Annotated in this window: 23 protein-coding genes; 9 read left to right on the forward strand and 14 right to left on the reverse strand. The window is 33.3% G+C overall.

Annotation, left to right across the window (positions count from 1 at the left end; genetic code table 11):
- The first annotated feature begins 31 nt into the window (after nt 1-31).
- The 5 genes from CHB72_RS08195 to CHB72_RS26455 all read left to right on the forward strand — a co-directional run bounded on the left by CHB72_RS08195 (nt 32) and on the right by CHB72_RS26455 (nt 4,673).
- Nucleotides 32-1,255 (forward strand): RtcB family protein, encoded by a 1,224-nt coding sequence (locus CHB72_RS08195; protein ID WP_089282400.1) that lies wholly within the window; start codon nt 32-34, stop codon nt 1,253-1,255.
- Nucleotides 1,256-1,276: 21 nt separating this feature from the next.
- Complete coding sequence (locus tag CHB72_RS08200; RefSeq protein ID WP_330396999.1) at nt 1,277-2,305, forward strand: nucleotidyltransferase domain-containing protein; 1,029 nt, start codon at nt 1,277-1,279, stop codon at nt 2,303-2,305.
- Between the two features lie 6 nt (nt 2,306-2,311).
- Nucleotides 2,312-2,890 carry an HNH endonuclease gene (locus CHB72_RS08205; RefSeq protein ID WP_089282401.1) on the forward strand — a complete coding sequence of 193 codons (579 nt, stop codon included), beginning with the start codon at nt 2,312-2,314 and terminating at the stop codon, nt 2,888-2,890.
- 117 nt (nt 2,891-3,007) lie between these two features.
- Nucleotides 3,008-4,312: a CCA tRNA nucleotidyltransferase gene (locus CHB72_RS08210; protein ID WP_330397001.1), complete on the forward strand. Its 1,305-nt coding sequence runs from the start codon at nt 3,008-3,010 to the stop codon at nt 4,310-4,312.
- A gap of 214 nt (nt 4,313-4,526) precedes the next feature.
- Entirely contained in the window at nt 4,527-4,673 is a 147-nt protein-coding gene (locus CHB72_RS26455) for a hypothetical protein (RefSeq protein ID WP_176431275.1), read from the forward strand.
- Between the two features lie 168 nt (nt 4,674-4,841).
- Here the strand turns inward: CHB72_RS26455 and spoIVA are convergent, their stop codons facing one another.
- The 11 genes from spoIVA to CHB72_RS08270 all read right to left on the reverse strand — a co-directional run bounded on the left by spoIVA (nt 4,842) and on the right by CHB72_RS08270 (nt 14,772).
- A complete protein-coding gene (gene spoIVA, locus CHB72_RS08220; RefSeq protein ID WP_089282404.1) occupies nt 4,842-6,161 on the reverse strand; it encodes a stage IV sporulation protein A in 1,320 nt (439 codons plus the stop codon).
- Nucleotides 6,162-6,398: 237 nt separating this feature from the next.
- Complete coding sequence (locus tag CHB72_RS08225) at nt 6,399-7,430, reverse strand: NAD(P)H-dependent glycerol-3-phosphate dehydrogenase (protein ID WP_089282405.1); 1,032 nt, start codon at nt 7,428-7,430, stop codon at nt 6,399-6,401.
- 14 nt (nt 7,431-7,444) lie between these two features.
- Nucleotides 7,445-8,032, reverse strand: a complete 588-nt coding sequence (gene plsY, locus CHB72_RS08230; RefSeq protein ID WP_089282406.1) for a glycerol-3-phosphate 1-O-acyltransferase PlsY — start codon at nt 8,030-8,032, stop codon at nt 7,445-7,447.
- A complete protein-coding gene (gene der / locus CHB72_RS08235) occupies nt 8,033-9,358 on the reverse strand; it encodes a ribosome biogenesis GTPase Der (RefSeq protein WP_089282407.1) in 1,326 nt (441 codons plus the stop codon).
- A 35-nt stretch (nt 9,359-9,393) separates the two neighbouring features.
- Complete coding sequence (locus CHB72_RS08240) at nt 9,394-10,734, reverse strand: DUF512 domain-containing protein (RefSeq protein WP_330397003.1); 1,341 nt, start codon at nt 10,732-10,734, stop codon at nt 9,394-9,396.
- 98 nt (nt 10,735-10,832) lie between these two features.
- Nucleotides 10,833-11,291: a DUF3189 family protein gene (locus tag CHB72_RS08245; RefSeq protein ID WP_089282409.1), complete on the reverse strand. Its 459-nt coding sequence runs from the start codon at nt 11,289-11,291 to the stop codon at nt 10,833-10,835.
- 30 nt (nt 11,292-11,321) lie between these two features.
- Nucleotides 11,322-11,594, reverse strand: coding sequence for a DUF3189 family protein (locus CHB72_RS08250; protein WP_089282410.1), 273 nt, complete (start codon nt 11,592-11,594; stop codon nt 11,322-11,324).
- Nucleotides 11,595-11,603: 9 nt separating this feature from the next.
- On the reverse strand, nt 11,604-11,798 hold the full coding sequence (locus tag CHB72_RS08255) for a capping complex subunit for YIEGIA (RefSeq protein ID WP_089282411.1): 195 nt from the start codon (nt 11,796-11,798) through the stop codon (nt 11,604-11,606).
- A gap of 154 nt (nt 11,799-11,952) precedes the next feature.
- Complete coding sequence (locus tag CHB72_RS08260; RefSeq protein ID WP_089282412.1) at nt 11,953-12,876, reverse strand: YIEGIA family protein; 924 nt, start codon at nt 12,874-12,876, stop codon at nt 11,953-11,955.
- Nucleotides 12,877-12,890: 14 nt separating this feature from the next.
- The gene (gene spoIIP / locus CHB72_RS08265) at nt 12,891-14,060 is read right to left on the reverse strand and encodes a stage II sporulation protein P (RefSeq protein WP_089282413.1); all 1,170 of its coding nucleotides are present in this window, start codon (nt 14,058-14,060) and stop codon (nt 12,891-12,893) included.
- Nucleotides 14,050-14,772, reverse strand: a complete 723-nt coding sequence (locus CHB72_RS08270) for a DUF1614 domain-containing protein (RefSeq protein WP_089282414.1) — start codon at nt 14,770-14,772, stop codon at nt 14,050-14,052. Before CHB72_RS08270 ends, spoIIP begins: the two co-directional genes overlap by 11 nt.
- Nucleotides 14,773-15,329: 557 nt before the next feature.
- Here CHB72_RS08270 and CHB72_RS08275 point away from each other — a divergent pair.
- The 4 genes from CHB72_RS08275 (at nt 15,330) to CHB72_RS08290 (ending at nt 20,827) form a co-directional block, all read left to right on the forward strand.
- Entirely contained in the window at nt 15,330-17,408 is a 2,079-nt protein-coding gene (locus CHB72_RS08275) for a methyl-accepting chemotaxis protein (RefSeq protein WP_089282415.1), read from the forward strand.
- Between the two features lie 195 nt (nt 17,409-17,603).
- Complete coding sequence (locus tag CHB72_RS08280) at nt 17,604-17,990, forward strand: GntR family transcriptional regulator (protein ID WP_089282416.1); 387 nt, start codon at nt 17,604-17,606, stop codon at nt 17,988-17,990.
- Nucleotides 17,983-18,882 carry an ABC transporter ATP-binding protein gene (locus CHB72_RS08285; RefSeq protein WP_089282417.1) on the forward strand — a complete coding sequence of 300 codons (900 nt, stop codon included), beginning with the start codon at nt 17,983-17,985 and terminating at the stop codon, nt 18,880-18,882. Before CHB72_RS08280 ends, CHB72_RS08285 begins: the two co-directional genes overlap by 8 nt.
- Nucleotides 18,857-20,827: a DUF6449 domain-containing protein gene (locus CHB72_RS08290; RefSeq protein WP_089282418.1), complete on the forward strand. Its 1,971-nt coding sequence runs from the start codon at nt 18,857-18,859 to the stop codon at nt 20,825-20,827. Before CHB72_RS08285 ends, CHB72_RS08290 begins: the two co-directional genes overlap by 26 nt.
- 76 nt (nt 20,828-20,903) lie before the next feature.
- On the opposite strand, the gene CHB72_RS26460 is transcribed toward CHB72_RS08290, so the two are convergent.
- The 3 genes from CHB72_RS26460 to CHB72_RS08300 form a co-directional block, all read right to left on the reverse strand.
- Nucleotides 20,904-21,047, reverse strand: coding sequence for a hypothetical protein (locus tag CHB72_RS26460; RefSeq protein WP_176431277.1), 144 nt, complete (start codon nt 21,045-21,047; stop codon nt 20,904-20,906).
- Between the two features lie 77 nt (nt 21,048-21,124).
- Nucleotides 21,125-22,891 carry a two-component system histidine kinase PnpS gene (gene pnpS, locus CHB72_RS08295; protein ID WP_089282419.1) on the reverse strand — a complete coding sequence of 589 codons (1,767 nt, stop codon included), beginning with the start codon at nt 22,889-22,891 and terminating at the stop codon, nt 21,125-21,127.
- A gap of 8 nt (nt 22,892-22,899) precedes the next feature.
- Nucleotides 22,900-23,589 carry a response regulator gene (locus CHB72_RS08300; RefSeq protein WP_089282420.1) on the reverse strand — a complete coding sequence of 230 codons (690 nt, stop codon included), beginning with the start codon at nt 23,587-23,589 and terminating at the stop codon, nt 22,900-22,902.
- Between the last annotated feature and the right edge of the window lie 88 nt (nt 23,590-23,677).

Consider the following 23,677-nt stretch of genomic DNA (forward strand, 5'->3'; position numbering starts at 1 on the left):
CTAAAATTAAATAAAAAATAGGAGGTACAAGATGTTAGAGTTAAAAGGGAGATATAATGTAGCTAAAGTTTTTACAGATAATATAGAAGAAACAGCAATTGGAGAAATTATAAATTTATGCAATCAAGAATTTACAAAGGATAGTAAGATAAGGATAATGCCTGATGTTCATGCTGGTATGGGATGTGTTATAGGAACTACAATGACAATTAAAGATAAGATAGTACCGAATTTAGTTGGCGTTGACATTGGTTGTGGTATGGTTACTATAAAATTAGATGATGTAGATTTGGATTTACCTAAATTAGACCAATTTATAAGAAGTAATATTCCTAGTGGATTCAATATAAATGAACATGCGCAGGTAGATTTTAAAGATGAAATAACTAATTTAAAATGTTTTAGAGATATACCAAAGTCATCTAAAGAATTTAATAGAGCGTTAGGTTCGTTGGGTGGAGGGAATCATTTTATAGAAGTAGATATTGATGATGAAAACAACAAATATCTTATAATTCATAGTGGTAGCAGAAATTTAGGAAATCAAGTTGCAAGATATTATCAAAATAAAGCATATGACTATCATAATGGTATAGATGAAAAATTTGAAGAAGCGAAATTGGAATTAATTAAAAATTATAAAGCAATGGGTAAAAGAAAAGAAATACAAAACGCATTAAAAAAATTACAATTAAAACATAAGAAAGAATGTAAAATACCAAAGGATTTATGTTACTTAGAAGGAATTTTAATGCAAAATTACTTACATGATATGAAAATTGTTCAACAGTATGCAAATTTAAATCGTAAAGTGATGGCAAAAAGAATTGTAGAAGAATGTTTGGGTTTGGAATATAATAAACTACATGTGTTCCAAACAATTCACAACTATATAGATTTAGAAAACATGATTTTGAGAAAAGGTTCTATATCTGCTCAATGTGATGAAATAGTGTTGATTCCTATTAACATGAGAGATGGTTGTATAATAGCAAAAGGCAAAGGCAACCCTGAATGGAATTATTCAGCACCACATGGTGCAGGAAGATTGATGAGTAGAGGCAAAGCAAAAGAATTAATTATATTAAATGATTTTAAGGAAACAATGAAAGATATTTATAGTTCTTCAGTTGGTGAACATACATTAGATGAAGCACCTATGGCATATAAACCTATAGAAGAAATTTTAAATAACATAGGTGATACAGTGGAGATTCTAAAAATAATTAAACCTATATATAACTTTAAGGCTTAATATTGATTAAAGGAGAGATAAATGTTGGAATTACAACAAATAAAAAATAAATTAAATTCAGAAGAATATAGTTTTTTAAGAGAAAGTGAACATTTGGGTAATAATATAATTTTACTTACTACAGGAGGTTCACATGCCTATGGTACAGATGTAGAAACTTCGGATTTAGACATTAGGGGTATTGCACTAGAAAGAGAAAAAGAAATCTTAGGTTTATCTAATTTTGAACAGTTTGAGAACAATGCTACAGACACAACTATTTATGGTCTTAAAAAAGTAGTAGGATTATTATTAAATTGTAATCCTAATGTTGTAGAAATGTTAGGAACAAAAGATGAACATTTATTTATATTATCGGAAGAAGGAAAATTATTAAGAGATAATGTAGATTTATTTTTGTCTAAAAAGGCAATGCATTCATTTGGAGGATATGCAACTGCTCAATTAAGAAGATTGCAAAATGCTTTAGCAAGAGATAATTATCCTCAAGTGGAAAAAGAAAAACATATATTTAATAGTATCATGACTCAAATTAAACATTTACAACAACACTATACCGAATTTACCAATGAAGAAATTAAGCTATACATTGACAAATCAAATAAAGAAGATTATGAGGAAGAAATTTTCATGGATATTCAATTAACACACTATCCATTGAGAGATTTTAAAAATATCTATTCTGAGATGGGAAATGTAGTTAAAGATTATGCTAAACTAAATCATAGGAATAAAAAGAAAGATGACTTGCATTTAAACAAACATGCAATGCATCTTATTAGGTTGTTAATTATGGGAACTGAGTTACTAGAAGGAAAAGGCATCAATACTTACAGAGAAAAAGATGGTGATTTTTTATTAGGAATTAGAAGTGGAAAATATCAAAAAGAAGATGGTTCATTTTACAGTGAATTCTTTGAAATGATAGATGAATATGAGAAGAAACTTAAATATGCAGCCGATAATTCACCATTGCCATCTAAACCAAATTTTAATAAAGTTGAAGAATTAGTTGTTGAAATTAATAGAAAGAATAGAATGGGTAGGTGATAGTGTTTGGCTAAAGAAGATATATGTGAAATTTGTGGCAGTGAGAACCGTGTGAGAAGATATAAAAAAACGAATCAATGTCTTTGCGAAAAACATTATAAACAAATGTACAATAAAGGTAGGATATCAGACAACTCCCCTAAAAGTATATATGAAAGAAACGAAATAATAATAAAAGATAATTATGCTGAAATCATTATTTTAGATAGTTATTACAACCTTAAAGGAAAATGCTTGATATCTATTGATAAAATAGATTTAGTTAAAAAACATAAATGGAGAATTAATGGTCATGGGTACGTCTGTGGTATTTTAAATGGAAAAGAAGTACAAATACAAAAATTAATAATGGGAGAAGTTGAAGATGGCAAAGAAATCGACCACGTAAGCAGAGATAAATTAGACAATAGAGATGAAAATTTAAGAGTTACAACACGAATTGAAAATAGTCAAAACAGAGGTATAGCTTCAAATAATACATCTGGGGGATTACAGGAGTGTGTTGGAAAAAGGATAGAAATAGATGGAGAGCTTATAAACAAGCACTTGAATTGGGGTTATATAAAAGATTTGAAGATGCGGTAAAAGTAAGAAAAGATGCTGAAATGAAATATTTTGGAGAATTTGCTCCTAAAGGAGTTGAAAATTAGAATGTATAAATTAAATATAAAAATAAACATTCCAAGTTCAGTGAGTTATATAATGAAAACACTCGAAATGTTTAATTATGAAGTTTATATTGTAGGAGGGAGTGTAAGGGATAGTTTGTTAAAACGAATACCAAAAGATTGGGATGTGACAACAAATGCTAGTCCAAGAGAGATAATTACAATTTTTAAAAGTTTGGATTGTAAAGTAGTAGAAACAGGACTAAAGCATGGTACAGTGACTGTAGTAATAAACAACAATCATTATGAAGTAACGACATTTAGAATTGATGGAAAGTATTCGGACTGTAGAAAACCTGATTGTGTAAGTTTTACTGAATCATTAAAAGAAGATTTATCAAGAAGAGATTTTACTATTAATGCTATGGCATACAATAACAAGGTTGGTCTAATTGATTATTTTGAAGGCATTAAACATCTCAACAATAAGATTATAACGTCTGTAGGTAAACCCGATGATAGATTTAATGAGGATGCATTGCGAATGTTAAGAGCGGTTAGGTTATCTACTACTTTGGGTTTTAGTTTAGATTCTAAAACATCCACATCAATCTTTAAAAACCGAAATTTAATCAAAAATATAAGTACGGAAAGAATAAGAGATGAGTTTATTAGGATTCTTATCCCGAGTAACCCACTATCGGGAATTGAATTGCTTAGGTCGTTGGGATTGCTGGAGATTATACTACCGGAGTTTCAAAAATGCTATGGATTTGAACAGCGCAATCCAAATCATGATAAGGATGTATATTATCATATATTGAATGTATTAGAAAATACATCTAATAAACTAGAGATAAGACTTGCAGCTTTACTACATGACATAGGGAAACCTAGTACATTCACACTAGACGAAAACGGAATAGGACATTTCTACAAGCATCATTTGGAAAGCGAAGATATTACTAGAAAAGTATTAGACAGATTGAGATTTGACAACAGGACGATTGATAATGTTTGTATATTGGTTAGAGAACATATGAGTAGATATGATTCTTTAAAAATAAAAAACGCTAAGAAGCTCATTAATCGAGTCGGTATTGATAATCTTAATAGTTTATTTGAACTACAGATTGCAGATATTAAAGGATCAACAAATAGGGACAGTATAGATAAAGTATTAGATATGAAAGCTGCATGTGAAAGAATCTTGAACGAAAAGCAGCCTCTATCTATTAAAGATTTAGATATTAATGGTAATGATCTGATTAAATTAGGATTTAAACAAGGTAAGCAAATAGGGAAAGTACTAAATGAATTATTAGACGTTGTGTTGGAAGAACCCGAATTCAATAAAAAGGATAAGTTAATAGATTATGTAAAGTCAAAAATGACTTAGATGCTATGTTCTAAACTTGATTCCACATACAGGTAAAGACTGTATAGAAAAATAGAATGTTTTTCTATTTATGTGTAAATGGTATAATATAGGAAGTGCACATTGTAGCATTGGGTCTGTAGGGATTCCCAATAGCATAGATATAGTATTTTTCGATACCCCCTCCCATAACATGAGAGAGCAGTTTGTGGGGATAAGGGAGGGAGGGTTGCTAATGAACATACTAAAGATACTACTAAGAGATACTGTCGAGAAAATCAAAAGATTATTTACTATATTATGTATTAAATTTTCTTTTGTTGTAAAACTCAACATAGAAGTAACTAATGAAACAGATACAAAAAGAGAAGATATATCCTAATTCCCCAATAAGAATATATCTTCGTTAACACGTTATATTAAATTCCTACGAACTGCTCTCTCACCTTCTATATCTATATTATAACCGAATTTTAAAATTTTAGCAACTAAACACAACTTTTTATAAGATAATAATAAGCTAAAGGGTGTTAAATAAATACTCCTGCTACTATGCTACTGGCAGGAGTATTTCTATATCTTTTACTTTTATATTAATTCGGGTGGGCGGCTTGATAATATTGTTTGTATCCCTTGGAAAGCCCAACATCATTTTGTCTCTGTCTATATGTAAAGATGGAGCATTTGCTCTAAGTTTAACACCAAATTGATTACCGTGTCTGAATATCTCAGGTTCTTCTAATGCCAGTTCTTCAAGAGCTGGAGGTACAAGTCCATAACCAATATCTTTTACGTCCTGTAAAGCCCTTTCAACCTTGACAAACTCTCGTTTAGCTCTTGCTAATTCTGTTACCAGTCCTAGCAATTGATGATCTCCTTCTATTTCATAGCCTGTTTTTTCTTGTAATACTTTATAAAATAAACCTTCATCCGTTGCCAAGTCAATAAGAGCCGAACCTTCACCCATCTTGATATTTTCTAAAGTGACTTTTTTAAGATTTTCGATTTCCTTTAATCCCGTCAACATGCCTTCAATGTTTTTAAGCCTTCTTGCTTCAGCAGCTATACCTTTAATCCCCTTCATAATAGAAGATTTTAACCAGTGTCCTGATTCAATACTCTCTAACCACCCTGGTAGATTAAAGTTAATTTCTGTAATAGGAAACTCAAACAATACATTTTCTAGTATTTCATGGATATCATTGATCCCCATTTTAGCACAATCTTTTATAACAACTGAAACTCCATACTTTTCTTCTAAGCTATCCTTTAATGTTAATGCTTCTTCTCCATCAGGATATATACTATTTAGTACAATAGCAAAGGGCTTATTGATTTCCTTTAATTCATTTATTACTCTTTCTTCAGCTTCTAAATAATTTTCTCTTTCGATTTCAGTAATGGAACCATCTGTTGTTACAACCAACCCTATGGTAGAATGCTCTTGAATTACTTTTTTTGTCCCAATTTCTGCTGCTTCTTCAAAAGGTATCTGTTTTTCAAACCAAGGCGTATTTACCATGCGTGGCTGTCCGTCCTCTTGATGTCCTAATGCGCCCTTTACTAAATAACCAACACAGTCAATCATTCTCAATCTAAAGGAAGCATTTTCTTTTAATACTAACTCTACAGCTTCATTTGGAACAAATTTAGGTTCTGTAGTAGTAATTGTTTTTCCTGAACCACTTTGTGGAAGTTCATCCTTTGCTCTTTCTTTTTTATAGGTGTTTTCTATATTAGGTAAAACCAATAAATCCATCATTCTCTTTATTAAAGTAGATTTACCTGTTCTAACAGGTCCTACAACACCTATGTAAATGTCTCCTTGTGTACGTTGTGCGATATCACTGTATATACTGTACTTTTCCATCCTATCCCTCCTTATTATATAAATGAATGCTAAATTTTCATACTTTATAACACTATAAATATATGACTTTTCCAAGAAAATATGACAACTCATCCTATTTACTGCTTTATAATTTTTATGTAGAAATTCAGTGCTTTATTCTTGTAAATTCCTTTCTAATGAAAAACAAAAGAGAACCCTCTTTAAATGAGAATTCTCTTTCGCAATCTATTCATATAAATAATAAAACTTTCTACGCTACCAATTTATACTGCTATCATCTACGATTTCTTCCATTTCATGTTTTTTACTTCTTGTCATTAGATTCGTAACAGCATCCCTTGGGTCTGTATCTTTATATAGTACATTATATATTTCTTTAGTAATGGGCATTTCAATATTGTATTCTTGAGCTAACTCATAGGCAACCTTTGTTGTTGTAATACCCTCTACTACCATGCCAATTTCCTTTAAGGTTTCTTCTAAACTTTTACCTTTTCCAATAAGTATGCCTGCTCTACGATTTCTACTGTGCATACTGGTACAGGTAACAATTAAATCTCCGATGCCAGAAAGCCCTGCAAAGGTGGCAAGGTCAGCTCCCATGGCTTTTCCTAACCTAGCGATCTCCCGAATACCTCTTGTCATTAAAGCTGCTCTAGCATTGTCACCAAAGCCTAAACCATCTGCGATGCCGGCTCCAAAGGCAATAACATTTTTCAAAGCACCACCCAGTTCAACACCCGCCACATCCGGGTTTGTATATACTCTAAAGGTAGAGCTAATAAACATATCTTGAACAAATTCAGCGATTTCTCTTTCCTTTGAAGCAATAACTACAGTGGTAGGCATGTTTCTAACCACCTCTTCAGCATGTGATGGACCTGAAATAACTGCATAGGGTTGTTGAGGTAGTTCTTCTTCTATGATCTGTGAAATCCTTAGATGACTGTTTTGTTCTATTCCCTTTGCAGCATTCACAATCACTTGTTGAGGTTTTATATAGGGTTTGATGGATTTTATTACTTCTCTTACCTTCTGGGTTGGCACTGTCAATAGGATCATATCTGTATCCTTAACAGCTTCAATAATATCAATGGTTAGATTGATATTCGTTGGTATATCAACCCCTGGCAAATACTTTTCGTTATTTTTTGTTTTAATAATTTCATCCAACTGTTCCTTTCGCCTCATCCATAGATTTATCCTATGTCCTTTACTATTTAATTCAAGGCTTAATGCTGTTCCCCAACTGCCAGCACCTAAAACAGCCACTGAAGAATAATTCATTTTTAACGCTCCTTTTATTTGACTTTATATTTTTCAGTAATTTTCCGCTCAGTACCATGTAATAATCTTTGAATATTTTCTTTATGCCTATATATTGCTAATAGACATAAAATCAACCCAAAAATAAAATAATTCCAACCTTGAGAAATCATGAGTATAGGTAAAAAAGTTATTGCAACAACCGACGATAAGGATACATATTTAAATTTTATAAGTAAAATAATTCCAATGAAAATACATATTAATGCTATAGAAGTATGAATACTAAGTCCCACTCCGATAGTTGTCGCAATCCCTTTGCCGCCCTTAAAGCCCAGCAGAACAGGCCAATTATGACCTATCACAACTACAACACCTGCCACTAGTGCTAGATTTTCCGATCCATATCTTCTAGCTATATAAACAGCTAAAACGCCCTTTAAGCAATCTATAATCAGCGTCATAATTGCTGCTTTATACCCCAAAGTCCTCATGACATTGGTGGTTCCAGCATTACCACTACCATGACTTCTGATATCAATATTAGCAGTTAGCTTTCCTATTACATAGGAGGCTGAAAAGTTTCCTAGGAAATAAGCCAGTAATACGATCAAAAAATACACCTATTTGTCACCTCCTGCTTTTTCTCTATTAATAAATCTTATAGGTGTGCCTTCAAAGCCAAAATTTTCTCGAATGCGATTTTCAATATATCTTTGATATGAAAAATGCATTAACTCTCTATCATTTATGAACAAAATGAAAGTCGGCGGCTTAACGGAAGCCTGTGTTGCATAAAATATCTTAAGTCTTTTACCCTTATCAGAGGGTGGTTGATTTAACAGCATAGCTTCTCCAACTACCTCATTCAACGTACCTGTAGGTATTCTCATAGCATTTTGATTTGCAACAAATTTAATTTTTTCGAGTATTTTATTCATTCTTTGTCCTGTTACAGCAGATACAAACAATATAGGTGCATATTCACAATAGGATAACTCATTCCTTATATCCTTTGTAAACTGATTCATCGTATTGGTTTCTTTTTCAATTAAGTCCCATTTATTGATGACAATAATCAATCCTTTGCCATTCTCGTGGCTAAAACCAGCAATTTTCTTATCTTGTTCCGTTACCCCTTCTTCTGCATCTATTACCAATAAGCATACATCTGCTCTTTCAACAGCTGCTATAGCTCTAACAACACTATATTTTTCAACATGCTCTTTAATTTTGCTTTTTCGTCTTATTCCAGCAGTATCAATAAAAACATACTGATCTTCTCCATCAGTAAAAGGAGTATCGATAGCATCTCTTGTGGTTCCAGCTATATTGCTTACAATAACTCTGTCTTCTCCTAAAATTTTATTGATGATCGAAGATTTACCCACATTAGGTTTTCCAATAATGGCAACTTTAATGACCTCTTCATCGTAATCCTCCATTCCTTCTTCAGGAAAGTGTTTCACAATCTCATCCAACATATCTCCGATTCCTAGTCCCAAAGCAGAAGAAATCTCTATTGGTTCTCCAATGCCTAGTTCGTAAAAATCAAAAAGGTGTGCCGACTGCTCTTTTGTATCTACTTTGTTCAATACCAATAAAACAGGTTTTTTTGATTTTCTTAGCATATCTGCAATCTCACGGTCTGAAGATATAAGTCCTTGTCGACCATCCACCATAAAAACAATAACATGAGCAGTTTCTATAGCTAGCTCCGCCTGTCTTCTCATTTGGGCAGGAATAATTTCCTCTGACTCTGGTTCGATTCCGCCTGTATCAATTAAAGTAAACTGGTGGGTCAGCCATTCCACTTCTGTATAGATTCTATCTCTTGTAACACCCGGTTCATCCTCTACAATTGCAATTCGTTTTCCAGCAATTTTGTTAAAAAGTGTTGACTTACCAACATTAGGCCTTCCAACAATTGCTACAATAGGTTTCGCCATTTCCTTCACCTCATACTTTCTTTATCCTTAGCAAGTTAATTTTCTTCTAATATTCTATTGATGAAGCTAGCACCATTTACTTCACAAACCTGTACCTTTACTCCAAGTTCTTTTTCTATATCTGTCACAGTTAAATCATCTAAAAACACTTCTTCTCCTGACTTCAACATAGATTCAGGTATGATGATTCTGTCTCCTAGATCCTTGTCTTTTAAAGTCTTTACTATATCAGTAGCTGTAATTAATCCTGTAACTGACACTTTTCCACCAAAATAATCATTATTGATGGATATTACTTGAAGGTTAAGGTTTTTTATCTTCTCTGCCAACAATCTCCCTAACCCCTCAATCGTTTCAAATATTAAAGTCCCTGTTAAAACAGTCACTGTTTTAGGCTGATCAAGAACCTTATCCTTTATGGTTTTTAAATGATCACCAAATTCTTGTTTGAATTTTACCACCATACCCACACCGTTTTCTAGTTGAGGAAATCCATCATAAGCATCATTATTAGGAAAATCCCTCTTAGCCAAAAGATAAAACTCGTCTGATAAATAAACAAAATCTCTGTCTAACACTTTCTTAAACTTCTTCTGCCACTTTTCCACCTGTATCACGGTGCTTAATGCAGTCTCTTCATCAAAAGGTTTTACTGGATACAACTTTTCTCTATATCTTGTTAAACCTACTGGCACAACCGCCACACTATTTACTGCATGACTTAATTCCTCTAAATCTTTTATTGTCTTATCTAATTCTTCCTTATCGTTAATAGATGGACATAAAACAATTTGACAGTTCATTTCAATATGATGCTCAGCCAACCTTTTCAAAATATATACTATGTTATCAGCCTTCGGGTTATTAAGCATTTTTTTTCTTAAATCACCATTGGTGGTATGTACAGAGATGTTAATAGGGCTAATTCTATACTGAATAATTTTGTTTATGTCTTCATCCTTCATATTTGTTAACGTAATATAATTGCCGTGTAAAAAAGATAATCTTGAATCATCATCTTTAAAGTAGAGACTTTTTCTCATATTTTTAGGTAGTTGATCAATAAAACAAAACATGCATTTGTTTTTACAGCTTTTGGCTTCAGCAATAATAGGATTTTCAAATTCGATGCCTAAGTCTTCATCATACTCTTTATCAATTTCAATAATCCATTGTTCTCCATCAGGCTTTTCAATCTCTACTTCAAGATACTCTTCTGATAAAAAGAATTTGTATTCTATAATATCTTCTATTGCTTCTCCGTTAATACTTAATAAAATATCCCCTTCTTCAATTCCCACTTCTTCAGCAATACTTTCTGGGTATACTCTACTTATAATATTTCTTATATTTGATTCCTTCAAAACAACACCCACTTTATCGTTTAGTACCTGATACTAATATTATATCACAAATATAAATATTTACCATTAAATAATATATCATTTTGTTTTTACAATGGTCAAGCACCTTTTTATTGGATGGTTTCCTTTACAGTTCTTACTAATTCAGTAAAATACCTATAATTTTTTTGAATACCATACACCGTTAGTGGTCTACCTATTCCTACTATATTTAGCCTTCTTGACATAAATCCCCCTAACCTAGTTCTATTATTTAGTAGGGAAGTCACATCAATGATTACAATATCTTTCTTTTTATTAGGGATTATTTCATTATAAAATTCATATAGCATTTTTGTATAATAACCACGGGAATGACCCATCCCCATAATATAAATCATATGGTTTCTTGCATCCACCCCCATATGGTGAGGCATGCCGATTTCATGATTTTGGGCTTTATCATAATTGGGTACAGCTAAAATTTCCTCCTTAGATGGTAACCTATTCATGGGTAAATACCCCATATGGATAGCTGCCGTTACCACTGAGGAATGGGCGCCCCCAAAACAGCTATAGACAATTTTCATAATAAAGTTTCTCCGTTTCTTCAATATTGGTTAATTTACTGGTATAACTTTAATTTCTGCTTCATAAAGCTTACCTAAACCCTCCATAGTGTTTTTAAATATCGTAGGATTTTTTCCATAATTGGCTATATATATTTCATTCAAGTCTTCATCAAGACCTAAATAATAGGGTTTAATCTCTTTATGTTTCTCTCCTAATTCATTCTGTATCTCATTAAGTAAAGCAGTATCTAATTTTAAACGAAGATATGCAGCGCTATAGGCTGCATAAATATTTCCTTTATATGCATATATTATTTTCATATAAATCACCTAATGTTTAACAATAATGTAAGTGCCTCTCTCTAGGTCATGGACCATCCCTCGGGTTGTTTTAGCAACTAATAATGCCAATCTCTCTAACTGTTCTTCATTGCTAGCATAAAAGGTTGGAGCAGTTCCACTGCTTACCATTTCTTTATTCATAGTAACTATGGCTATAATACACTCTTTAATACCAATTTCCATAAATCTTACCTCCCCATTATATCCTAGTGTAATCCTTACATCTATTTATTTTTCATTTGCACTCTGTGAAAGTGACTGACTCAAAAGTTATAAATCAAACTTGCACTCTGTATAAGTGATCAACACGAAAGTTACAAACCAAACTTTCGGTTGTCTACTTATGGTCATCTACTTTTTTCCCCACATAGGAATCCAATGGCTTCCGCTTAGAGGATTCTAGTATTGGGGTTCTTCTCACCGCTTCAATTAGACATTCTACATTTGGTTCCATTGTTACTATCGCCATAACGACATTCCCATTCTCTGAGTTTCGTCTCGCTATAGGAGTAAAATCTGGTTCATCTATATCTTTTCTAATCCCCAGTTGAATAGCTGCGTTGTGTTGTATTGCTTGTCGCTGACCAGCATTCGCTAAAATAGCAGTAGCATTTGGATCTCGTGGAATAATCTCTACTGCAATACCCTTTTGCATAAAAACTTTTTGGGAGCCTTTTAACCCTATATTCATTACAGCAATATTACCAATCGTTAAAATAGGCCCTTCAAAGCTAATCTTTGCTTCCTTCACATCTGCTATATCTTCTATCACTTTTGTTTCTAATAATTTATGTAGGAAAACAATGATCATAACTCCCCCAATGATACCAAGTATTGTTCTGATTGTAATAGAATACTCCAATAATTCTCCTATATACATTACAAAACCTGTTATTGTAGCAGTTATGATTGCCATATAGTTTCTAGCTTCAAAAGTTTTTGCTATATCTTCAATATATGCTGTTCCTTTTGGAACTAATTCTGTAGGTTCAATATTATCTAGACTTTGTCTTTCTAAGCTCCTCACATCTCTAAAATGTTGGGCTGCCATAGCTAGGAAGGTTACTGCTACATATTCTTTTTCAGCGATTGCTGGTATGACAACAGCACCTAATCCTGCAGCTATGATCCCTAAAGTAAAATGGGATAAATAAGCTTGAGGGTATGTAGGATATTGTCTATAATCTATTCGCATCATATAGGTCCTAGCTATGACCCCCATAATGATTGATATCCCAATTGTAATAAAATGCTTATCCAAATTTAAACACCCACCTATTTCTTCTTTCTTCTTCCTAGCAAGTTAGCAAACTCTTGTTTAAAGTTGGATACCTTTGATTTCCATTCTTTTCCACCGCTGCTCAGGAATAAGAAAGCCAATCCTCCAATGACAATCGCTGCAATCAAACCGATTGTACCTAAACCAGAGCCTCTATTTCCTGTTTGCACCCCCCCTGGTCCTCTTGGAGCAGCACCTTCCGGAGCAGCTTCTGCCTCCACTACACCTCCAAACAATGCAGTTGTAACTACTTCTGATAGATACCCTGCAGCTTTCTCTGCTCTTTGTCTTGTATGATCATAGGTACCCATTTCGACTAGCATAGCTCTTGGAGTTAAATCCTGATTATAATCGCCTTTTGCATAAAAAATATCCTTAACTAAGCCCGGTCTCATCTCATCAGCTACAGATTTAACCTGCATTGCTAGCTCTTCATTGGCTTTAAAGTTTTGATTACGTCTTCCGATAACTAATCTAACTTTAGAGGCTGGTTCTCCCTCTATTTCTGTTAAATACTGTTCAGCTGGCACAGCATCCCTATGAACATCTATTAAAGTATTAATTCCTTGATCTCTCATTAATTGCACCGCAGTTCTTCTTGATCTTTTATAAGCTCCAGCATCATGGGGTTCGTGGGAAGTATTATCGAATTGGGCTTCAACTCCATGACCTTCAAAGCTATTTTTTAGCTGTTCAGCTACCTTCAATATTCCACCCCCACCTTCCATGCTCTCTGCTCCATCAGTAGGTGTGTAGGATTCAGCGCTATGGGTAGCGTATATTCCAATCCGTCTATCTTCTTGATTTTCTCCCCCGTCTTCTTGTGCTAACAATAGAGTTGATAAGCCTCCTTCTGCTAAAGCTAATTGAATCTGCTGCAATGCTTGTCTATTCACTTTAGGTAGCTGTACCTCTTCAATAAATTCTGCATAGGCCATATTGTTTCTTGTATTTACTCTAACCACATGATACATTTTGTTATCACCGCTTAGATATTGATCTCCCTTTGATACTTCTCTAGCAGTTTCAAATAGAAGCTCATTATTTTCTACATCATAAACTTTATAATATGTTCCATATTCTTTATACCAGTCATCTGCATGAACTGTTGGAATTGAAACTATAAGTAATAGAAATATTAAAAATAAGCTCATCTTATTTTTCATCTTTATCACCTCTTTTTTCTTTCCCGCCTTCTTCAGACTTTTTATCGCCTTCTCCTAAAGTACTGACAAAATGCCCTTTTTCAAAATGCAAATCCTTCTTCGCTGTACCACCCTGTAATCGCTCCCTAATCTCTCCAACGATTTCAGCTAATAATACTGCTAAAACACCTGCTATAACTGTTGTATCTACTCCCCCAGCACCACCAAATCTTGTTGGAGCGGGGAGATTGTTCATAATGTTTAGTACCATCTGTATTAAATCACTAATAACGACCCCAATAACACCTGCAATAAATGCTCCTCTTCTGGAACGCCCTAGGACATAAGCAATAACCGCTGCTATAATAGCATAAACATAGTTTGGTTCAATATTCTGTGCTTCTGGTTCTGCTGGCAACACATATCTTTGGGTTACATAAATAGCAGCTCCTGCTACAACAGCAGCTATAATAGCTCTCCATCTTTCTTTTCCCGTATCTGCTTTAATAAATAAATATATAGCCAAAGCAACAGGAATAATGAATCCTCCTATATTAAAGGAGATATTCTGAGTAACATTAATGTCAGGAATAAAGATTGTAGATACAACAATTGCAATAATGATGGCTATAGCAGCTTTATCACTTAACCTCAATCGATCCAGCACCCTTTCCGCTAAGCCCGCAAAAATCAGTATCGCTACAATGATTAATAAGATCATTCCTATAGGCATACTTTTTTCCTCCTTATAAATAAAATAGTAGTTCCTTGACCTGTGTTTATCCTTCGGTGTATTGCTAAAGCTCCCGCTTTCACGTTGTATAGTTGTATAAGTGAGAGATTAAGTACTACATCCTCAAAGTAAATTCGACCACAATTCAGTGGGAATAAAAACTCCCTCTAAATTAAGTCTCATTTTATATTTCCCTTCACTAGATTAAACTATACAAAAAGCTATATTTACAACTAGCGTTGCTATTTACTTACAAATAAATATAGTATTCAATTTAAATATTTTTTTCTTTTTAGCAACGATAATAGGATTTTCTTTGTATAGCGATCTATGCTTGTAAATTTCAATACACTAAGGGATAAATTTCCATTGCCTTGCTATGTCTTTCAGTTATGGCAAAAATGTAGACCATGTGTGGAAAAATTAGAGTATAGAGTCGTATATTCATATAACTCAGTATTATATTTTTTATAATGAATATAGAAGGAAATCTGTCAAAGCATGTAGAATTTTGTGAAAGGCAAAAAATAGCAATATATATTTGAAAGGAGAAAAAAATGAAATCAATCAAAACTCAATTAATTATTGTCACTTTGCTTCTTGTAATAATTCCTTTTCTTATTTCTAATGGAATCAATTACTTTTTTGTTTCAAATGAATTAGAAGCGCATATCGAGAACCAAAGTGTACTGACAGCAAACTCGGTGTCAGAGTATGTAACAGGATTTTTAGTAAATTCTTACAGTATTACAGACATGTTGGCCAACAGTAATGATATTTACAATTTCGCACCAGAGGAACAAGAGAAATTATTAGTAGATACAATCAAGAGATATCCTTTCTTCGATCTGCTATTTATACAAGGTACGGATGGTATGCAAACTGCTAGGTCTAGTGGCGATCTAGGGGATCGTTCTAACAGATGGTGGTTTATAAGAGCTATGGACGAAAAACAACCCTTTATAACAAAAAGCTATTATTCAGTGGCAGGAAATATAGCCGTTACTTCCGTAATTATGCCTATCTATGACGAAACCAATAATTTAGTCGGTATCATGGGGTCTGATATCAAGCTAGATGCAATACAAAATCTCATTGATGAAAAAAATGAAGGTACAAATCAATATACATATGTTATTGATAGTGATGGTGTTGTTATAGCCCATCCTGACCAAACACAAGTGAAAAACCTATATAACTATCTAGAATCAAACAGCACTGTATTAGTTGAAGATAGTAATGGTAACGTAGTAACAGACACACAGGGTAATCAAGAAACTGAAATACAGGAAATACAAGTGCCTGTTGAGTTAAGGGATATGATAGAAAGAGCATTGGCTGGACAATCTGGCGTAGGTGAGTATATAGATAATGAGGGAAATCTAGTAATAAGCGCCTACGCCACCATCTCTTTACCAGGTGATTCGGGTAATTGGGCAGTTATTACTACAGAACATAAAGCAGATGCTTTTCTTGCTATAAGAGATTTGCAAAAAAGAACTTTAGGCATTATGCTGGCTTTAATACTGATTGTTATATTGGCAAGTTACTTTATATCAAACAGTCTTACAAATCCTCTAGTTAAATTAAATGAAGCTTTCTTCAAAGCTGCCAAAGGAGATTTGACTGTTAGAGCAGAAGTTAAATCTAATAACGAGATTGGTCAAGCCTCGAAGAATTTCAATACGATGATAGAAAATATAAGTGAACTTATTAAAGAAGTAAAGAATTCCTCCAAGGTAGTATTTGAATCTTCTAACAGCTTAACTGATATAACATCTCAGACAAATACTGCAACCACCGAAGTAGCCACTGCCATAGAAGAAATAGCCAAAAGTGCCGGAGAACAAGCCAAAGATGCTGAAATGAGTGCAATGAAAATCACTGAACTATCGAATAATATTGAAATGGTTATCCACTCTGTCGAGCATATAAATAATATATCTAAAGAGACAAATAACTTAAGTACAAAAGGTTTAAACATAGTAAACGCATTGATTGCAAGTGCTAAAGATACCAGTGATTCGTCGAAAGAGATTAATGGTGCTGTATTACGAGTAGACGAAAGTTCTGGAAAAATAGGAGTTATCACTGAAACTATTGGAGAAATAGCAGAGAAAACCAATTTACTTGCTTTAAATGCTGCTATAGAAGCAGCCAGAGCAGGAGAACATGGAAAGGGTTTTGCAGTAGTAGCTGAAGAAGTGAGAAAATTAGCAGAACAATCGGCTACAGCAGTCAGTGAGATAAAGGAATTAATTGATAACATACAAACTCAATCTAAAACTGCCGTTGAAGCTATGGATAAGTCAAAAGTTATCATGAAAGATCAAGACGATGCTGTCATAGGAACAGAAAATATTTTTAATGAAATTACTAGTTCTATAAAGCTTATCATGGAAAAACTAAGCGAAATTGAAAAATATAACAATGATATGGACCTTAAGAAGGATGAATTTGTTGATATGATTCATACCATTTCATCTATATCTCAACAAACATCGGCAGCTACTCAGCAGGTATCAGCTTCTACTGAAGAACAATTAGCTGCTATAGAAGAAGTAGCTAATTATTCTCTAAACTTGAATAGTCTTGCAGACAATCTTAAAAAGGCAGTTGAAAAATTCATAGTATAAATGCTTTATTAAAAAGAGTTCCCTGTTTATGGAACTCTTTTTCTATGAAATAGATAATTCTAAATTTATATGCATATATCTATAGCCATCATATTTATTTTACAATAAAATTTCCTATTGACATTTTAATTATTATTTAATAATATATAACTGTATTAAGTGTACTATGTGTATTAATACAGTTAGGAGGTATTTATGGTTCAATTAGATTTTAAAGATCGAAGGCCTTTATATGAGCAAGTAAAAGAAAAACTTAAGCTCTTAATCATAGAAGGTGTACTTAAGGGAGACGAAAAAATACCCTCTGTACGAGAGCTAGCCCAATCTCTTACTATCAATCCTAACACCATACAAAAAGCTTATAAGGACTTGGAAGTAGAAGGGTTTATTTATTCAGTTCGTGGTAAAGGAAATTTTGTGGCCCCCTTAGAACATGCTATCAATCCTGTTCGACAAGAGGAGCTAATGAAGGAGCTTAAAAAAATTATCGCTGAGCTCATGTACATGAATGTGCCTAAAAGCAAATTAATTGCTTACATTGATGACATTTATTATCAAAAGGAGGTTGAATCCCGTGATTGAAGTTATTAATTTAAATAAGTCCTTCGGTAAATTTAAAGCATTAGATGATTTAAGTATTCATGTAAATAAAGCATCAGTATACGGTCTACTAGGTCCTAACGGTGCTGGAAAAACTACGTTAATTAAACATCTTGTAGGCATATACAAGCAGGATACAGGAACTGTTACAGTAGGTGGAGAACCGGTATATGAAAATCCTGCAGTGAAATCCTCCATAGTATACATACCTGATGATTTATACTTTTTTTCTCAATACAGTATTGAGGAAACAGCTAAATTTTATGCTAATCTTTACCCTGCATGGAATAAAGAAAGATATGAAGCTTTAAAGCAAGTATTCCCTATTGATCCTAAAAGAAGAATTACTAAACTGTCTAAAGGTATGCAGAAACAGGTTAGTTTTTGGCTTGGTATTTGTCTCATGCCTGAAGTCATGATTCTAGATGAGCCTGTAGACGGTTTGGATCCAGTTATGCGAAAAAAGGTATGGAACCTCATGCTGCAAGATGTAGCAGAACGCCAAACAACAATATTGGTTTCATCCCATAATTTACGAGAGTTAGAGGATGTATGTGACCATGTAGGTATATTGCATAATGGTAAAATTGTGGTGGAAAGAGAATTGGATAATATGAAATCAGATATTCATAAGCTTCAGTTGGCTTTTACCGGAAAAATTCCTGAAGATTTTTTAGAAGAGTTAGATATTCTGCACCGTTCCCAAAGTGGAAGTGTGTTACTTTTGATTGTAAAAGGAAATAAAGAAAAATTGCTCTCAATGTTGCAAAAGATAAATCCTGTTATATTGGATGTTCTACCGCTGACATTGGAAGAAATTTTTATCTATGAATTAGGGGGAATGGGTTATGACATTCAAAACGTCCTTATTTAATAAAGGCTTGATTTTAAGTGATATAAAGCGTTTTTCATGGGTGAGCGGCCTATATGCTGGATTGTTGTTTTTTATATTACCTTTCAAGCATATGATGCGAAAAAATGCTCTTGATAGTGAGTGGATAAGACATCAAATACAAAATTCTCTTAGCTTTACATCCTCAAATCTGACTCAAGTCCTGCTAATTTTGGTGATACCTATAACACTTGCTGTGTTGATTTTTCGGTATCTACAAAAAACCAATGCAGCTGCTATGATTCACAGTTTACCCTATAGCAGAAAAACACTATATTGCAGTCATAGTGCAGCAGGATTGCTTTTGCTCTGTCTTCCAATTATTTTCATTGGCTTTGTACTTATGATATTGCAAGCTACCACTGTTTTGGGAGAATACTATTCCTTTCTTGATATACTAAGCTGGATGAACTATACATTACTTTTTAATATTTTATTTTTTAGTACTACAGTTTTTGTAGGAATGTTCACAGGCAACTCCGTGGCTCATGAGGTATTTACCTATATACTTCATATACTGCCTGCAGGAATTTATGTACTTTTTCGGTTTAATTTATCCCACTTGCTTTATGGTTATAGTAGGAATGAACTTTGGGAACCAGCACTAGAAAATCTTCCAATATTTAGATTGTTAAGAAGAGAAGCTCTAGCGGTTAGAGAATACGTAGGCTATATTGCTATTATCATACTATTTTTTACAATCGCTTATTATGTGTATAAAATAAGAAATATAGAAACAGCAGGTGATATCATTGCCTTTACAGGAGTTCGTCCTGTTTTTAAGTATGGTGTAACACTGTGTAGTATGTTACTAGGTGGGCTTTACTTTGCAACTATTTCAGGAGGCACTTTCTCTATTATCGCTTTTGGCTATCTATTCAGTTCTTTTTTAGGTTATTGGATTGCTGAAATAATTATGGAAAAATCCTTTAAGGTTTGGACAGCTTACAAGGGGTATGTCACCTACACAATCCTTCTTTTGATACTCCTTATAGGTATTCACACCGATGTTACAGGCTATGTAGGACGTATACCTAAGGCGGAAGATGTTGAAAATGTCTTTTTTGGCTCCAACATATATCGATGGGAACATTTTGAGGAAATGCAAGGTGCAAATGGTCCCTACTATAGGGATGGCATTTACTATAGCGATGATTACATTTTTATTGATCCAGAAAGTATTAAAAATATTATCACCCTACACCAAACACTGATAGATGAACCATCTACTCAAGGAGGTACTTATCGTTATATTGCCTATACTTTGAAGAATGGAAAGCAGCTAATACGCCAATATGTTGTAAGCGACCAACAGCATACTTCCTCGCTGAAGCCTATTTACGAGTCTATTGATTATAAGCGAATTAGATTTCCTATAATTGAACAAAGCCCCGAAGAAATTAAGTGGCTTGAAATCACAGATGATCGTTCTCCGAAAAAGTCATTTATGCTTACAGACGCTGAGGAAATAGAAGAATTTGTAGAGTTGTTTAGAATGGATATACATCGTAGTACCTATGAAGAACTTATGATAGCCTCAAAACACATCCCTATTGTTACTATCATGACCAACGATGACACTAGAATGAGTTATCCAATATACAAAAGCTATACCTCTGTCTATCAATGGTTAAAAGATAAAGGAATCTACGAGGATGTAATGCTCTTGCCTGAAGATATAGATTTTGTTCGTTTAGAAAGCTTCAGGGAATCCTCTTCAAAGAGCGTAGAAATAAGGGATCTTGAAGTGATAGAAGAGTTGATAAAGCTTGACACTGTGATGGATTACAGTTATAGGGAAGAGTCCATCTTCGTTAACTTCTTTATTAAAGATTTTCCGACCTATTCCTTTTATTTAAATGGTTTGCATCAAGATGTGCCTATTTCTGATGAACTGCAGTCTTATTTAAATCAATTGAAGAATTAATACTCAATCAAAAGACCAATCAAATTACTAACTGGTAGTTTGATCGGTCTTTTGATCTACCATATATTAGCCACTGTTAAAGTGTCGCCCAATCCACTATAAAACCCTTAGCCTTTCTAGGGAAGTTAGATTCAATCGTTCTATTATTATACCATGTTTTTGCCTTGGGTAGCATTCTATCAGTAATTTTACTTATCATTTCTCTTGGTGATACACTCATAAAAATACTCCTTTCTGGTTTAGAATCATTTTCTAATTTTCCCCAGAAAGGAGCTTCTTTTTTCACTTAAACACAGACTATTTTGCACTACTTATTGGTAATATGATAATAAATTCCGATCCCTTGTCCTGTTCACTATTTACTTTTATTTTGCCGTTGAAGGATAATACAATATGTTTTACGATTGCTAAACCTAGTCCAGTTCCCCCTACTTTTCTACTTCTGGCTTTATCTACTCGATAAAAACGTTCAAAGAGCCTTGGTATATCTTTTTTAGGGATGCCTATGCCTGTATCCTTTACAGATATAATAAGATTAGAATACCTTTTATAAGCCGTTAACTGTACTTTCCCCTCTCTAGGGGTATACTTTATTGCGTTATCAATTAGATTAATAAGCATCTGTTTAAACCAGTCTCTATTTCCATAAATCATTGGAAGGTTTAAATCTATTTCTGTTAATAACTCTATTGCTTTGTTGGTAGCGATAGGTTTCATCATTTCTTCAACCTCTTTTAATGTATCACTAGGTAATATTTCCTGATGTAGCACTTTATGTTGGGAGTTCTCTATATCTGACAGAGTTAGTATATCATCAATTAATCGAGCCAATCGTTCTGTCTCGATATCAATAATGTCTAAAAAGCGATTTTTTACTTCCTCATCCTCTATAGCACCAGACTTTAAGGTTTCTACGAAACCACTAATTGAGGTTAAAGGGGTTTTTAATTCATGGGATACATTAGCAACAAAATCAGAGCGCATTTTTTCTAGTTTTCTAATCTCTGTTATATCTTCAATTAAGGTTACCAAACCTATCGTTTTTGTTGGATCATTTTCTAGCTTTATTAAATTGGTATAGATCTTCAATGTTTTTTCACTAGGATCTTTCATATTGATTTCTATCTGGGTGTCAACGCTATCCTCAAAAACTCTCTCTATTTCCTCATCCAACTGATTATTTCTAATGATTTCTAAAATATGTTTTCCAATAGCATCCTCAGCTTTAATATTGAATAACTTCTCAGCAGCAGGATTTAATAATATAATATTTTTTTTATTATCCACTGCAATGATGGGATTGATAATACTAGTTAATAGTGCTTTAAACTTTGTATTACTATCGGATAGTTGCTCTATTGTTTCCTCCAGTCTATCTGCCATATGATTAAAATGATCTGCTAAATCTCCAATTTCATCTTTCGATTTTACACAGGCCCGGACTCCCAACCTACCCATCGCCATCTTTTTTGAGGCTTCAGTGATCTCTATAATGGGTTCCATAATCTTATCAATAAATCGGTATCCAATTAAAGCAGATATAACAAGTCCAAAAACAATAGAAAATGCAATATAATAAAATAAAGTTTGATTAATTCTTTTTATTTCCAGTAAATTAACAGCTAATCTAACCACAATAGTCTGCCCATTTGCTTCTATAGGTAAAGCAACATAGAGCATATCTAAATCAACTGTACTGCTATATCGAACTGCTTTACCTATTTCTCCTCCATAGGCGATTTGTATTTCAGGACGATCTTGATGATTTTCAATGTATCCTTCCCGTTTGAAGGTTTCTGCTAATACGTTGCCATGGTAATCAATAATGGTAATCCGAGCATCTATCTTACCCCCTAAATCTTCCATTCTTTTTTGAAATATTTTAGAAGCTAGATCGTTATCCTCTTCTTTAATAAACTCTTCAATTAGCTTTGCATTTGAAATAAGTTTTTGTTCCAGTTGATTTATATAGCTATTGCGAATAAGGCTTAGGGATAAAAATCCAGTTAGCAATATACCAATTAACAAGATAATAAAAAAGACTGTAAATATTTTTTTTTGCATTTTCTCACCTACTTCATCTTATAGCCAACGCCTCTTATCGTTTCAATATATTCACTTGTTTCATCATCACCTATCTTTTTCCTCAAGTGACGGATGTGTACATCTACCGTTCTAGTTTCACCAAAATAGTCGTAACCCCACACTTCATCTAGTAATACATTTCTTGTCATCACTTTTCCTCTGTTTTCCATTAATATTTTTAATAATTCAAATTCCTTTAGAGTAAGCTCTATCTGCTTTACACCAACCGTCACTTCATGTTTTTCTAAATCAATAACAATATCCTTGAATTTTAGTACTTTTGTATTATCTTTTTTCACATCTTCACTTCTTCTTAATACTGCCTTAACTCTTGCTATTAATTCCCTTACGCTGAAGGGTTTTGTTACGTAATCATCTGCCCCTAATTCTAAGCCCAGGATGCGATCTGTTTCTTCCCCTTTAGCCGTCAACATAATAATTGGAAGCTTATTATATCCTTCCATCCTTCTTATTTCTTTGCAAACTTCAAGACCATCTATCCCAGGAAGCATTAAATCTAGCACAACTAAATCAATTGGATTCCTAGCAAGTAATTCTAAAGCCTTTTCTCCATTATCACTAGTAATAACTTGAAACCCATTTTTTTCTAGATTGAACTTTATCAATTCTAAAATATGCTCTTCATCATCAACTGCTAGAATTGTCTTTTTAGTCATTCCTACCCCTCCTAATTTATCCTTCGGTGTAATGCTTGAGGTAAATTTGACTACAATTCAGTGGGAGTAAAAACTCCCACTGAATTAA

The organism is Anaerovirgula multivorans (genome assembly GCF_900188145.1).
In the GTDB taxonomy this organism is placed as follows: Bacteria; Bacillota; Clostridia; order Peptostreptococcales; family Natronincolaceae; genus Anaerovirgula; species Anaerovirgula multivorans.

Excerpts from the sequence above, each read along its gene's own strand:
- CHB72_RS08275 (WP_089282415.1), top strand. The coding sequence starts at position 15,330 with ATGAAATCAATCAAAACTCAATTAATTATTGTCACTTTGCTTCTTGTA.
- CHB72_RS08300 (WP_089282420.1), bottom strand. The coding sequence starts at position 23,589 with ATGACTAAAAAGACAATTCTAGCAGTTGATGATGAAGAGCATATTTTA.
- spoIIP (WP_089282413.1), bottom strand. The coding sequence starts at position 14,060 with ATGAAAAATAAGATGAGCTTATTTTTAATATTTCTATTACTTATAGTT.
- CHB72_RS08290 (WP_089282418.1), top strand. The coding sequence starts at position 18,857 with ATGACATTCAAAACGTCCTTATTTAATAAAGGCTTGATTTTAAGTGAT.
- CHB72_RS08200 (WP_330396999.1), top strand. The coding sequence starts at position 1,277 with ATGTTGGAATTACAACAAATAAAAAATAAATTAAATTCAGAAGAATAT.
- CHB72_RS08245 (WP_089282409.1), bottom strand. The coding sequence starts at position 11,291 with ATGAAAATTGTCTATAGCTGTTTTGGGGGCGCCCATTCCTCAGTGGTA.
- der (WP_089282407.1), bottom strand. The coding sequence starts at position 9,358 with ATGGCGAAACCTATTGTAGCAATTGTTGGAAGGCCTAATGTTGGTAAG.
- pnpS (WP_089282419.1), bottom strand. The coding sequence starts at position 22,891 with ATGCAAAAAAAAATATTTACAGTCTTTTTTATTATCTTGTTAATTGGT.
- CHB72_RS08250 (WP_089282410.1), bottom strand. The coding sequence starts at position 11,594 with ATGAAAATAATATATGCATATAAAGGAAATATTTATGCAGCCTATAGC.
- CHB72_RS08280 (WP_089282416.1), top strand. The coding sequence starts at position 17,604 with ATGGTTCAATTAGATTTTAAAGATCGAAGGCCTTTATATGAGCAAGTA.
- CHB72_RS08255 (WP_089282411.1), bottom strand. The coding sequence starts at position 11,798 with ATGGAAATTGGTATTAAAGAGTGTATTATAGCCATAGTTACTATGAAT.
- CHB72_RS26460 (WP_176431277.1), bottom strand. The coding sequence starts at position 21,047 with ATGAGTGTATCACCAAGAGAAATGATAAGTAAAATTACTGATAGAATG.
- CHB72_RS08195 (WP_089282400.1), top strand. The coding sequence starts at position 32 with ATGTTAGAGTTAAAAGGGAGATATAATGTAGCTAAAGTTTTTACAGAT.
- spoIVA (WP_089282404.1), bottom strand. The coding sequence starts at position 6,161 with ATGGAAAAGTACAGTATATACAGTGATATCGCACAACGTACACAAGGA.
- CHB72_RS08225 (WP_089282405.1), bottom strand. The coding sequence starts at position 7,430 with ATGAATTATTCTTCAGTGGCTGTTTTAGGTGCTGGCAGTTGGGGAACA.
- CHB72_RS08210 (WP_330397001.1), top strand. The coding sequence starts at position 3,008 with ATGAAAACACTCGAAATGTTTAATTATGAAGTTTATATTGTAGGAGGG.
- CHB72_RS08270 (WP_089282414.1), bottom strand. The coding sequence starts at position 14,772 with ATGCCTATAGGAATGATCTTATTAATCATTGTAGCGATACTGATTTTT.
- CHB72_RS26455 (WP_176431275.1), top strand. The coding sequence starts at position 4,527 with ATGAACATACTAAAGATACTACTAAGAGATACTGTCGAGAAAATCAAA.